The sequence below is a fragment of the Hymenobacter sp. genome (genome assembly GCF_036388155.1).
Classification (GTDB): Bacteria; Bacteroidota; Bacteroidia; order Cytophagales; family Hymenobacteraceae; genus Hymenobacter.
Window position 1 is genome coordinate 1 of sequence record NZ_DASVSI010000049.1, and the last position, 11,909, is coordinate 11,909.

11 protein-coding genes are annotated in these 11,909 nt (G+C 59.9%); 1 reads left to right on the forward strand and 10 read right to left on the reverse strand.

What is annotated here, in order from left to right:
- Positions 1-201: 201 nt before the first annotated feature.
- The 8 genes from VF629_RS07215 to VF629_RS07250 form a co-directional block, all read right to left on the reverse strand.
- Entirely contained in the window at positions 202-1,683 is a 1,482-nt protein-coding gene (locus tag VF629_RS07215) for an outer membrane beta-barrel family protein (RefSeq protein ID WP_331057790.1), read from the reverse strand.
- A gap of 219 nt (positions 1,684-1,902) precedes the next feature.
- Positions 1,903-2,679, reverse strand: a complete 777-nt coding sequence (locus VF629_RS07220; RefSeq protein ID WP_331057791.1) for a TonB-dependent receptor — start codon at positions 2,677-2,679, stop codon at positions 1,903-1,905.
- Positions 2,680-2,951: 272 nt separating this feature from the next.
- Positions 2,952-4,094, reverse strand: a complete 1,143-nt coding sequence (locus VF629_RS07225) for a helix-turn-helix domain-containing protein (RefSeq protein ID WP_331057792.1) — start codon at positions 4,092-4,094, stop codon at positions 2,952-2,954.
- 174 nt (positions 4,095-4,268) lie between these two features.
- A complete protein-coding gene (locus VF629_RS07230; RefSeq protein ID WP_331057793.1) occupies positions 4,269-4,673 on the reverse strand; it encodes a hypothetical protein in 405 nt (134 codons plus the stop codon).
- Between the two features lie 156 nt (positions 4,674-4,829).
- On the reverse strand, positions 4,830-5,174 hold the full coding sequence (locus VF629_RS07235; protein WP_331057794.1) for a hypothetical protein: 345 nt from the start codon (positions 5,172-5,174) through the stop codon (positions 4,830-4,832).
- Positions 5,175-5,406: 232 nt separating this feature from the next.
- The gene (locus VF629_RS07240) at positions 5,407-5,757 is read right to left on the reverse strand and encodes a hypothetical protein (protein WP_331057795.1); all 351 of its coding nucleotides are present in this window, start codon (positions 5,755-5,757) and stop codon (positions 5,407-5,409) included.
- Between the two features lie 327 nt (positions 5,758-6,084).
- Entirely contained in the window at positions 6,085-8,316 is a 2,232-nt protein-coding gene (locus tag VF629_RS07245; protein ID WP_331057796.1) for a M3 family metallopeptidase, read from the reverse strand.
- Between the two features lie 78 nt (positions 8,317-8,394).
- Positions 8,395-9,435: an NYN domain-containing protein gene (locus VF629_RS07250; RefSeq protein ID WP_331057797.1), complete on the reverse strand. Its 1,041-nt coding sequence runs from the start codon at positions 9,433-9,435 to the stop codon at positions 8,395-8,397.
- Between the two features lie 309 nt (positions 9,436-9,744).
- Here VF629_RS07250 and VF629_RS07255 point away from each other — a divergent pair, with 309 nt between their 5' ends.
- Entirely contained in the window at positions 9,745-10,311 is a 567-nt protein-coding gene (locus tag VF629_RS07255; RefSeq protein ID WP_331057798.1) for a GNAT family N-acetyltransferase, read from the forward strand.
- Between the two features lie 222 nt (positions 10,312-10,533).
- Here VF629_RS07255 and VF629_RS07260 read toward each other — a convergent pair whose 3' ends face one another.
- Both VF629_RS07260 and VF629_RS07265 read right to left on the reverse strand, forming a co-directional pair.
- On the reverse strand, positions 10,534-11,208 hold the full coding sequence (locus VF629_RS07260; RefSeq protein ID WP_331057799.1) for a phosphatase PAP2 family protein: 675 nt from the start codon (positions 11,206-11,208) through the stop codon (positions 10,534-10,536).
- Between the two features lie 86 nt (positions 11,209-11,294).
- Positions 11,295-11,852: a YceI family protein gene (locus VF629_RS07265; protein WP_331057800.1), complete on the reverse strand. Its 558-nt coding sequence runs from the start codon at positions 11,850-11,852 to the stop codon at positions 11,295-11,297.
- Positions 11,853-11,909: the final 57 nt, after the last annotated feature.

Here is an 11,909-nt window from a genome sequence, read left to right on the forward strand (position 1 = left end):
CCACTTGGCGTACGCACTCGGCTTTGAAGGCTGGCGTATATTTCTTGCGGGTGGCGGGCAGGCCGCCAGGATTTAGTTTTTCATGCATGGGCAGTGGAAGATAAGACTTCACACTGTCCGTTTTAGCTAAACCACCTCAAACCGACAACTAACAACGGACAACTAACTAACTAACTAACTAACTAACTAACTACCAGCAATTCAGTTCGTGCGCCGGCGCTCGTCGTCGTTTCCAAAATCCCGGGGTTTGGCCTTCAGTTGGCTGTTGCCAAAATCGTAGGTGAGCGAGAAGCGCACGAACCGGCTGCTGTTGTTTTCGCTGTACACTTGCTTGACGCTATTGACCGTCGACGTGTAGTCTTTCAAGTAGTTGGTGTTGAACACGTCGTTCAATAGCACCGACACCTGCACCCGGTCGTGAAACACGGCTTGCTTGGCCGCCAGGTTCAAGCCCGACATGTAGCCTATTCGATACAAGCCTTTGGTGAAAGGCGAGCTGTAGGTGTAATCCACTTGCAGCTTGGTCGACTTGCGCAGGGTGAAGGTGTTGCTGGTCGAGCCAAACAGCTGAAAGCTGTTGCGGGGCGAGGCCTGGATGTCCGTTACGAAGTGGCTTTTGGAACCCAGCACGTACAGCTGGTTTTGGCTCTGCCACCAAGCCGTGGGGCTGGCGGTGTAGCTTTGGCCTACGCCGTAGCTGTACTCGTCGAAATAGTTCTGGCGACTGATAACCAGGGTATTTGTGGCTGGAAACGACGTGAATACGGGCCCAAATCCATCAGCGGTGCGGCCAACGAAGGCATTGGTTCGGAAGGCCTGATAGGCATAGGTCAGCTCCAGGTTGTCGGTGAAGGAGGGCTGCAAAAACGGGTTGCCTTCCGAATAGCTGGTGCTGTTGATGTAGGACCGGAAAGGGTTCAGGATGTTGAACCCCGGCCGCGTCACGCGGCGGCCGTAAGTAGCCTGCCAGCTGTGGTTTTCGTTCGGCTTGTACGACGCGAACCCAGTGGGAAACAGCTTCAGGTACTCATTGGTATTCTGCTGGTTTAGCGTGGCCGAGTAGCCGCGGGTATGGGTGTGTTCCAGCCGCAGGCCTAGCTCCAAGCTCAGCTTGGCGGTAACTTTCCGAGCCCCGCTCACATACAGCGCCTGCGTTTTCTCGCGGTACTCGAACGCATTCGAACGGCTTGGGTCGGGTACTGGGCTTTCCACCAGTGTGTTGTAGTACTGGATGCCGCTCTTGCTGTCAATCAGGCTGATTTTGGCGCCGTACGACAGGTTGAGCCAATTCAGCGGGTGCTCCACGTCTGCTTTCGCGCTGAAGTTGTTGACCTGCTGGTTGGAAATGTTGCGGGCTGCCAGATTGGTATTCAGGAAATTTCCGTCGGGCGAGAAGCTCTCCGCCACAAAGCCGTTGTCAATTTTCGAGCTGTACCTGAAGTAGTCCGAGTCGAACGAGATTTTGCGCTGCAAGGTGTCGAGCACCGTCACCAAGTGGGCGTTGTAGGAGTGGCTACTGGTATTCACCCGACGCACGCCGTTGTTAATCAATAACGAGTCGATGGATTTGCGTGGGCTGAGAATGTTGATGGTGGTGTAATCTCGGCTGGTAGGGGCGGCATAGCTGCCGGCATACTGCACGCCCACCAACGTGCGTGGCGTCAGGTCGTAGTCAGCGGACACTTGGCTCGAGGCGTTGTCTTCGCGCTGCCTGGCGGTGTACCGCAGTTCCCACGGGCCTTGGGGGTATTGCGTCTCCAGCGTCTGCCTTACGCGGGTGTTGCCTAGTTTTCCGGCAGCACTTACGGCAAGCCGAAGCTTATTCTTGTTGTATAATAAATTGTTTCTCAATACATAAGCGCCGTACGAGTTTTGCTCGTAGGCCAGCGTGGCAGTATTTTTTCAAGCGTTGGCCAGGCCTTTTTTCAGGTTGATGTTGATGATGCCCCCGTCCCCGCTGGCCTCGTATTTCGCTGGGGGATTGGTCATCACCTCTACGTTCTTGATGCTGCTGGCTGGGATAGTTTTCAAGTAGGCCACCAATTCTTCGCCCGACAATTCCACCAAGCGCCCGTCGACCGTGACCCGCGCTGCGCCCTTGCCCAGCATGCTGATGGTGTTGTTGCGCACCAGCACCCCAGGCGCCGCGCCGATGGCGCCCACAGCATCGCCGCTCGTCGCCGAAACGCTGTTTTCTACGTTGAAAACTACGCGCCCGGGCTGGTATTCAACCAGTTGTTTCTGGCCAACCACTGTCACTTCCTGTAGGCTGGTGGCACTGGCCCGCAACGCGATGGTGCCGAGCGCAACGGCCCGCTCCACTCGGAGGTCCTGCTCCCAATCGGCGAAGCCCAAGAAGCTAATCTTGAGTTTGTAGGGGCCATTGCTGGCACTTAGCTCAAAGGCTCCATCCTCTGTTGAAGTGGTCGCTGCCACTACCTTGCCGTCGGGGCTGAATAATACCACGTTTGCCCAGGCGATGGGCGCGGTGCCATCCGTCACTTTGCCGCTCACGGTGCTTTGGGCAGTGGCCCCGAAGGGCAACAGCCAACACAACAATAAGAGGGCGTTGCGAAGCGACTTTCCAATACCAGCGCGGTGCGGCAAAGCCCCATTAAGTAGACGTAAAAACAGAGCAGTGGTGCGGCGCCCGAAGGGGCTTGCGAGTAGGGTGGCCATGGCGGCAGGTAGCTACATTTCCTTGGCATTGGCACCAAGTGTAGCAAAGGTGTTGGCCCGCCCGAGGCCCCGCGACTGACAAAAAAAGTCGAACCCTTTTTCCTGAGAAAAATGAGTTCGACTTCCTACAGACGGCGTACGACTTTTTTGCAATTAACTTTTTATCAAATACTTATACCAGCAACTTATAGCAACGCCAAAAAGCCACAAGCGCCTAAAAATTGTGTCCAAGGTGCGGAGTTGAGGCTTGCTAGCTCTCCAATTCGGCGGGGTCAGGTGCTACGGTACTGGGTTGGCGTCAGGCCCGTGTGTTTTTTGAATGACGTGTTGAAGGAGGATTTCGAATTGAAACCAACCGCGTAGAGAATCTCCAGCACGGTCGTGCTTTTTTGGGAGTCGTCTTTCAGGAGGCGTTTGGCTTTCTGAATGCGGTACTCGTTCACGAAATCAAAAAAGTGCTGGTCGAGGTGGTGGTTAATCAGCAACGACAGCTCGCGGACGGGCATGTTGAGTTGGTTGGCCAAGTCCTGGATGGTCAGTTCGGGGTCGAGGTAGGGTTCAGCCTGCGCCATGTGGGCTTGCAGCCGCTGAATCTGCGCGGTGATTGCGGGGGCTGGCTGTCGCGGGGGCGTGGTGGCCACGGGTGGTTCGTCAACTCTCAACTCCTCAACCGGCGCGATGGTCGAGTCGATGCTCCGGAAAAGCGCGGGGTTGTAGAGCGCCTTGAGGATGAACCAGGACAGGATTAGGGTGGAGTTGAGGCCGACCAGCAACTCGAAGCCGTTGAATAAGCGGCCATACGGCGTGAAACCGAGGGTGTTTTTCAAGATGACAATGGCGTGCACAACGGTGATGGTAACCGTGAGTTGAAACAGCCAGTCGTAGGTGATGATGGACGTGTCGGCGTAGTTTTCCCGGTAGGCTCGCCGATACTTTCGCAGCGTGAGAAAAATGGCCACGATGTAAAACACGAACTGCAAGTGCCCGAGCACCAGCATGAAAGTAGATTCGGGCGTGGTTCCGAAATGCTCCAGAAAAACTCTCTTAGCGGCCGCATCGGCCACGTAGAATCTGGGCATCAACACCAGGTTCACCAGCGCAAACGGAAGCAAGTGCAGCAAGTGCTTAGGCCTGAGTTGAAAGTCAGAGTAGCAGAGCGCTAAAGCGTAGAGGTAAAAAACGGGGTTGATAATGGCCCCCGTGGTGGCCTTAAACACCAGTACCGTGGGGTATTTGAACAAAAATTCGTTGAGAAACCACGAACTGATGTCCACCGCATTGAGCAGAATAAACACCCCAAACAGTGAATTGGCCAGCCGGTTCTTCGTCCTGACCGTCAGCAAGAACACCGCGAGCAGGCAGGAGACAAAAACAGCGACGAGGCTGACAATCTTAATTAAGCTTTTATCATCCATGCCGGGCAGGGCCAATTAGCGAACCAGCACCTGTAAAAGGCCAGTTCAGGTAACGAACGTAAAAAGCCCCGGCGAGGCGCCACTTGCGAACCAAGTGCCACTTCGTCGGGGCTTTTCGTTAGTTGTAGCAACCGCTTACGCTGTTAAGACGCTGCAATTGCTTGCAACGCGAAACTAGTGTTTGGGGGCATCTACCGAGTAGCTGGTGGCTGCTCCAGCGCCGGGGGCCTTGGCGATGAGGCGCAGATTGCCAGCGGCGGCAATCAGTTTTTGGCTGAACTCGCGGGCTTTGTCGCCTTCGCCGCTGAAGTTGTGGGTGGTGAGGGCCGACTGAGCGGTGAGTTCGCCGAGGTTTTGGAAGGCCTGAGCCATGCCAGCGGCGTTGTTGCCTTCGATGTGGCGACGCAGGGTTTCCAACTCGGTTACCACGGGGCGCAGCACGGGCTGGTCGATGGAGCGCAAGTGGTTAATCCAGCTATCAATCTGGTTGAAGCCCGCGCCCGGGTCCATCTGAAACCCGTTGCCGATGGCAGCGAAAATGGTTTGGATGCTGGATTCTACTTCGGAAATAAAGCTCATGGGAAGATAGTAGGGAAATGAAAATTCGGCCCATCCGCGCCGCGCCCCCGGCAGGCGGAGCCGCTAAGCCAGGGCTTGCGGGCACGAAGGTACGCAGCCGGACAGGCAAAAAGCCAATATTGGGACCGTTGGCCCGACGCCGGAACGGCCCCTTCCCTACCCGGCCACTGAGGCGCTGGCCGCGAGCAAGGCCTCGCCCAGGCGGCGCAGCTTGCTGCTGATTTCCTCGTCCACGTCGGCTTCGGTGGAAGCCTTGGTGGTGAGCTGGCCCAGGCTGCGGAGCGAGTGGCTGATGTTGGCCACGTCGTCCTGCTTGATGTAGTTTTTCAAGTTGGCCATTTCGAGCAGCAGGGCGCCCTGGGCCCCGGTGCCGGTGCCGTCCAGCAGGCGCATCCAGCTATCGAGCTGGCTGGCGGCGGGCGGGGCGGTGAGGCCGCCTTGTACGGCTTGGATGGCGTCGTCGAGGGACTGCCCGGCAGAGGCAGGATTGAATCTGGACATAGGGAAAACGTTGGGTGGAAAGACCTTGGGCTTTACTGCTACGCCTGCCGAAAGGTTGGCTCAACAACCTTGCTTGGCCGGGCCCTCTTCCGCGGAGAAGGAGCCACGGCCACGCTACATCTCGGCTCCCCGCTCCACGGGAGCGGGCTCTCGCTGAACAATTCCAAACGAAAAAAGGCTGCTGACCATCGGGTCAGCAGCCTTTTTTACTGTCGAGACAGGCAGTTTAAGATTAGCCTTTCAGCTGGCCAGCGGCCGAGCTTAGCGCCTGGCCCAGCTGACGGAGCTTGTCCTGCGCATCGGGCGTGGCCGAGTCGGCCGCTTTGCTGGTGTGCTCGCCCAGCGTGCTCAGGCTGCGCGACAGGGCGCCCGTGTCGGAAGCCCCGCTGCTTAGTGCGTCGTGCAGGTTTTGCAACTCCGAGCTAATGCCTGAGAATTGCGGGTTGCCCTGCAGGGTTTTAATCCAGCCCGAAATGTTGGGCCCGGCCGCGCCGGCCGCGTTGGCCAGGCCGCCTTGCAGCGCGTTGATGGTGGCGTCGAGCTGGCTGTTGCCCTGAGTGCCCTGCGATTGTGAGTTGTCCATGGTGTTAGGTAGGTTGAAAAAGTGGAATGATGTCATAGCAACTCACCAAGCCTACACTTGTTAACTCACGGACGTACAATATTTTGGCATTTAAAATTATTAAGCGTCGAGCTAAACTTTACCGGGTTTGAGAAGTTAGGCAGCAGCTTATCCAACATTCGGGCGGCGCCCAACACGGCAACGGGAGTGAAAGCAATAACAACCGCTCTAACGCCGCAGTCAGGCACTAAAAAGGCCGTCGTGCTGGGCGCAGCACGACGGCCTTTTTATTTCGACATGTATTTATTCGTGCAGTAAAAATTTCACTGCCTAAGCGACGCGGCTTGGCTAGCTCTTTTTCCCAACGGTCTTTTTCACTGGAGCGGCGCTGGTCTTCTTGGCCGTCATGGGGAAGCCGCGCTCCTTCATCAGGGCGTCAATCTTCGGGTCGCGGCCGCGGAAGGCGCGGTAGCCCTCGGCGGGGTCCACGGTGTTGCCCACCGAAAAAACGTTTTTAACCAGGCGCTGGCCCACGGCTCCGTCGTAGGGTCCGCCGGCCTCGGCGAAGGCGCTGTAGGCATCGGCCGCCAGTACCACCGACCACAAGTAGCTGTAGTAGCCCGCCGAGTAGCCGTCCGAAGAGAAAACGTGGGAGAACTGCGGCGTGCGGTGGCGCATTACAATTTCGCGGGGCATGCCCAATTGGGCCAGGGTTTCGCGCTCAAACTTGTCAGCGTCAATCTTCTGGTCGCCGGCCAGGTGCAGCTTCATATCAATTAAGGCGCTGGCCAAAAATTCCGTGGTTTCGAAGCCCTGGTTGAACGTGGACGCCTTCTCGATGCGGTCGACCAGCGCCTGCGGGATGGGCTTGCCGGTTTTGTAGTGCACGGCAAAGCGCTGGAGCACCTGCGGCGTGGGCAGCCAGTTTTCGAGCAGCTGCGAGGGAAACTCCACGTAGTCGCGCACCACGCTGGTACCCGACAGCGTGGGGTACGTCACGTTGGACGACAAGCCGTGCAGGGCGTGGCCGAACTCATGGAACAGCGTGGTGGCGTCGGTCCAGGAGATGAGCGTGGGCTCATTGTCCTTGCCTTTCACGAAGTTGGAGTTGTTCGACACGATGGTGGTAACGGGCTTGCCGTCCATGCGCTGCTGGTTGCGGTAGGCGTTCATCCAGGCGCCCGAGCGTTTGCCGGGGCGGGCGTAGGGGTCGAAATACCACAAACCCACGTGCTTGCCCGACGTCTTGTCCTTGATTTCCCACACCTTCACGTCGGGGTGGTACACGGGCACGTTGGTGACGGGCGAAAAGTTGAAGTTGAACAGCTCGCCGGCCACCCAGAACATGCCTTCGCGCATCTTGTCGAGCTGCAGGTACTGCTGCACCTCGTTCTGGTCGAGGTCGTAGCGGGCCTTGCGCACTTTCTCAGCGTAATAGCGGTAGTCCCAGGGCTGAATGGTGAAGGCGGCGTCGCCGGTTTCTTTGCGGGCCAGGGCCTGCATGTCAGCCACCTCCTTCTTCACGCGGGCCACGGCGGGCGTCCACACCTGCTCCATCAGCTGCATGGCGGCTTCGGGCGTTTTGGCCATGGTGTTGTCGAGGCGCCAGTGAGCGTGGGTCTTGTAGCCCAGCAGTTTGGCCCGCTCGGCGCGCAGCTGCAGGATTTCGGTGATGATGGCGTTGTTGTCGTGCGCGCCGCCGTTGTCGCCGCGATTTACGAACATGCGCCAGGCCTTTTCACGCAGCTTGCGCTGGTCGGAATAGGTCAGGAAAGGGTCGACGGACGAGCGGGTATTGGTGATGACCCCGGCAGCCGTCAGCTTGCGGGTAGTGGCCGCGTTGGCCACATCGTCGCGCAACGAAGGCGTGAGGCCGCCCAGGTCGGCGGGCGTTTTGAGTACCAGCACCGAGTCGGTTTCGTCGGCCAGCACGTTCTGGCTGAAGCGCGTGAACAGGCCCGCCAGCTGCTGGTTGATTTGCGAAAGGCGGGTCTTGGCCGTGGCGTCGAGCTTGGCGCCGGAGCGCACGAAGTTGTTGTAGCACACCCACGTGAGCCGCTGCTGCTCGGGCGTCAGCTTCTTTTTGTCGGGCGAGTTATACACCGCCTCCACGCGCCGAAACAGGGGCTGGTTTTGGTTGATTTGGTCGGAAAACGCCGCCAGTTTAGGCGCCATTTCCCGCTGGATGGCCTGCACCTCGGGCCCGCTCAGGGTGCCCGACCAAATGCCGTACACGGTCTGTACTTCGTCGAGGCGCTGGCCGGCTTTCTCTAGCGCGGCAATGGTGTTTTCGAACGTAGCGGCTTGCTGGTTGCTGGCGATGGCATCAATCTCGCGCAGGTTTTCGGTCATGGCCGCCTCCAACGCGGGCTTGAACTGGTCGACTTTTACCTTGTCGAACGCCGGCACGCCGCCGTAGGGACCGGCCCAAGAGGCAAGCAGCGGGTTAGCGGCCGCCGACGCGGTGGCGGGGGCCGTTTGAGCGAAACTGGAAGTAGGCATCAGGGGGCCGGCTAAACTGAGCGCGAGGCAAGTGCTGGCCACGAGCGTTTTGCCAGCGAATAAGGAAAGGGAAGACATGCGCGACAGCTGGTGAATGGGTGAGGGATTTTTGGGCATAATGGCGCACAAAGCGCAAAGGTTCGTTCGGCGGCGGGGTTACTCCTCGCCGGGAGGACTCAGCGCCTGTACGTCGGGGTGGCTGTAATTGACAACGATGACCGAAAAAGGATGCGGCTCGCCTTCGCGCTTTTCAATGCGGATGGTGCCCGCGTCGCGCAGCTTGTTGAGCAAGTCGCGGCGCTCGTAGTCGGGCAGTTCGGGCAGCTCGTCGGTGAGCAGCCGCATGAACGGGCCCAGCCACAGCTCCGGCACGCGGCGCTGCTGCTTGGCTTCGAGCTTCTGGAATTCTCGCAGCATAAACGCCAGCGTGCGGCGCTCGAACTCTCCCTCTAAGGGCCGCGTGGGCGCAAAATCGGGCACTTCCTCGCTGAGGCGGGGCGCGGCCGGGCGAGGCGCAGCCGGCACAATGGGCCGGGCGGCGGCGTCGCCCGGGTTCAGTGCTCCAACCCGCCCAGCCTGAGCGGCCGCTGAGAACCCGCCTGCAATGCCTTGCTCGCGCTGACGGCGGCCTTCCTCAATGGTGCGTTGGCGGTCGGTGCGGCGTTTTTCGAGCTGCTCGATGCGGCCGGGCGCCAGCAGGTCGCGGGCGTCCAGGAACTGCTCGGCCCCGATGTTCTGAAGCAAGTCGCCCGACACCGACTCCCGGAAACCGGCCACCAGCACCTGCCGGGCCTGCCGGCGCAGGTGTTGCAGCACGGGAATGTAGTCGCGGTCGCCGGCCACGAGCACAAACGTGCCGATGTCGGGCCGGGTGTAGAGTACTTCGAGGGCGTCGATGCAGAGCTGCATGTCGGCGGCGTTTTTGTGGTCGGTACCCAGCACGTTGCGGGTGCTCACGCCCATCAGGTAGAGCGCGCCTTGCGGGGCGGTGGCCATGCGCTCAAAGTCGGCATAAGCGTAGCTGATGAGTGAATCGAGGCCCTTGGCACTGAGCTGCTCCCGAAGCGTACGGACGATATCGAGCACGTAGTCGTTGAGGTCGGGCGGGTCGTGAAAGTGGTTTTTCAGGAAGTAATAGACGTTCTCAAAATCAATGAAAACGGCAGCGTACGGCGAGTCGGAGGGCTTGGACGGCATGTAGCGAAGGTACGATGGGCCGGGAAAGGCACTACATCTGCCAAGGCAGATTACCTTGTTAAGCTGTTTCTGAGTCCGGGTATGGTAGCGCGGACTCTGTAGTCCGCGTCCCCAGCGGACACCCAAACGACGACCACCCGGTGCGGGGACGCGAACTACAAAGTCCCAGCCGGGCACGGTCGCGCTACTTGCCGCCCAGCCCGGCACTACACTCTAACTTGCCAATGCACCCGAGGCTTAAAAGCACCCACAAGCAGCGCCTGGCCTTTACTCCAACGGTTAGACAGCAAGCCGTTTACTCCCGAGAAGATGAGCCCATTCGAAACCGACCGCCTGCATTTCCGCCCGCTTGCCGAGGACGATACCGCCGGCATGTTTGCCCTGGACTCGGACCCGGCCGTGCACCGGCACCTGGGCGGCATCGGCGGCAAGCTGGCCACCGAGCCCGCGCAGAGCCTGGAAACTATCCGCTTCGTGCAGGCTCAATACGCGGCCAACGGCATCGGGCGCTGGGCCGTGGTGCTGCGGGCCACGGGCGAGTTTATGGGCTGGGCGGGCCTGAAACTGGTAGCAGGCCCCATGAACGGACGCCGCGACTTCTACGACCTGGGCTACCGCTACCGGCCGCAATTCTGGCGGCAGGGCTACGGCTACGAGGCCGCCAAGGCTTGGCTGGACCACGGGTTTCAGACCATGCAATTGCCCACCATATGCGCCTACGCCGATGCCGACAACGCCGGCTCGCGCCGCATTTTGGAGAAAATAGGGCTGCAACTAGGCAATGAATTTGAGGAAGATGGCGTGCGCTGCGTGTGGTACGAAGCCAACAACTTGGGGCCAGTTTCTCTCGCCAGCCCGGCGCAAGAAAGACTGTGAGTGCGTAAAACCGACGCGGCGACGCGAACTGCGGCGCAGCAGCTGTGTGGGCAGCGAGCACGAGTACCCCGAATTTTCAATTCGGTGCGTGAGAACAATGGAAGAACACCGCCGGGCAACGTTCCTGCGGGCCGAATTGAAAATTCGGGGTACTCGTCCTCGCTGCCCCGTTCCGCTTGTTCGCCGCGCCGTGACCAGCGAGGCAATTGCAGCGTCACCACGTCAAGCCCGAAATGGTCCGTTTTCAGCCTCCAACACTGGCGCAAATAGTACCTGTATTCCCACCACCCAGCCCACGGCGCTGCACCAGCCAGCCAGCACGTCGGACGGGTAATGCACGCCCAGGTACATCCGGGCCCAGCCCACGCCCACCGCAAACAGCGGCGCCAGCACCCACGCCGGCCAGCGCGCCCGGTAGTGCCATAGCACAAACGCGAGGGCCGCGGCAATGGCGGCCGTATCCATGGCGTGCCCGCTGGGGAAGCTCAAGGTTTTCTCGGGCCTGATGCTGGTCCACAGGTCTGGGCGCGCCCGGCCGAGCAGCGGCTTGAGCACCTGCGTCAGCAGCATCGACCCGCCCACCGAGACCGCGAAAGCCCAGGCCAGCAGGCGCCGCTTCTGCCACCACAGCACCGCCGTAGTCACCACGCCCACGCCAATCATGGGCCCGGTGTGCCCTATTATGGTCAGGAACACCGCAAACCGGTCGAGCCAGGGCGTGGCGTGGCGGTGAAAAAACAGCAGCCCGGGTTCGTCAACCACAAAGTGGCCCACCTTCGTCACCACCCACGCCAAGGCGCCAAACACGGCCCACGGCACCACAAAGCCCAGCAGCACCAATGCTTTGTGCGTGTGCACAAACTGGCGCAGTCTCATCCAATACGGAGCGTTGGGCATGGCAAAGGCATAGGTTGGGCCCCAAGCTGGCGGACCTTACGCCTGCCTACGGATGGCGCGGCCTGCCGTTGGAGCCGCTCGCCAACTTAGCGGGCCGTCAGGTCGAAGGCCACCTGAAAATCATTGCGGATGGCGTAGCTGCCCAGGTTTTGGAAGAAGGAACTGGAATTATAATTCACACCAAACTGGGTGCGGTCAATCGTAGCGGTGCCGCGCAGGCGCAGGCCATCCGGCACTTGCTCCACACTCACCGGAAACTCTACCGGCTTGGTGATGCCCTTCAGGGTGAGCGTGCCGCTAGCGCGCCCGGCCTTGAAACTAGTGAGCTCGAAGACGGCCGTGGGGTAGTTGGCGGCGTCGAAGAAATCGGCGGCGCGCAGGTGCCCGGCCAGTTGGGCTTGCTCGTGCGCAATGGTGCTCATGTCGACCACTACGCGGGCGGCGCGGACGGTCTGGCCCTCCGCCTGCACGCTGCCCTCACGCAAACGGATGGTGCCTTGCGGCGCCCAGGTCCCGGCTTCGGCGTGGCCGGTCCAGGTGAGGGTACTGGTGGCGGGGTCGAGGCGGTAGGTGGTGGCAGCCGGCCGGGCCGCACACAATGCGAGAAACTGAAGGAAGATGGCGAAAATGGTTAGCGTTTTCATGGAGAAAATGGTTATTTAAATGGTTAAACGTCTTATCAGACCGTCATGTCGAGCGCA

Bases quoted from the DNA above. Each gene is read 5' to 3' on its own strand.
- VF629_RS07220 (WP_331057791.1), bottom strand. From the start codon at position 2,679: ATGGCCACCCTACTCGCAAGCCCCTTCGGGCGCCGCACCACTGCTCTG.
- VF629_RS07225 (WP_331057792.1), bottom strand. From the start codon at position 4,094: ATGGATGATAAAAGCTTAATTAAGATTGTCAGCCTCGTCGCTGTTTTT.
- VF629_RS07230 (WP_331057793.1), bottom strand. From the start codon at position 4,673: ATGAGCTTTATTTCCGAAGTAGAATCCAGCATCCAAACCATTTTCGCT.
- VF629_RS07235 (WP_331057794.1), bottom strand. From the start codon at position 5,174: ATGTCCAGATTCAATCCTGCCTCTGCCGGGCAGTCCCTCGACGACGCC.
- VF629_RS07240 (WP_331057795.1), bottom strand. From the start codon at position 5,757: ATGGACAACTCACAATCGCAGGGCACTCAGGGCAACAGCCAGCTCGAC.
- VF629_RS07245 (WP_331057796.1), bottom strand. From the start codon at position 8,316: ATGTCTTCCCTTTCCTTATTCGCTGGCAAAACGCTCGTGGCCAGCACT.
- VF629_RS07250 (WP_331057797.1), bottom strand. From the start codon at position 9,435: ATGCCGTCCAAGCCCTCCGACTCGCCGTACGCTGCCGTTTTCATTGAT.
- VF629_RS07255 (WP_331057798.1), top strand. From the start codon at position 9,745: ATGAGCCCATTCGAAACCGACCGCCTGCATTTCCGCCCGCTTGCCGAG.
- VF629_RS07260 (WP_331057799.1), bottom strand. From the start codon at position 11,208: ATGCCCAACGCTCCGTATTGGATGAGACTGCGCCAGTTTGTGCACACG.
- VF629_RS07265 (WP_331057800.1), bottom strand. From the start codon at position 11,852: ATGAAAACGCTAACCATTTTCGCCATCTTCCTTCAGTTTCTCGCATTG.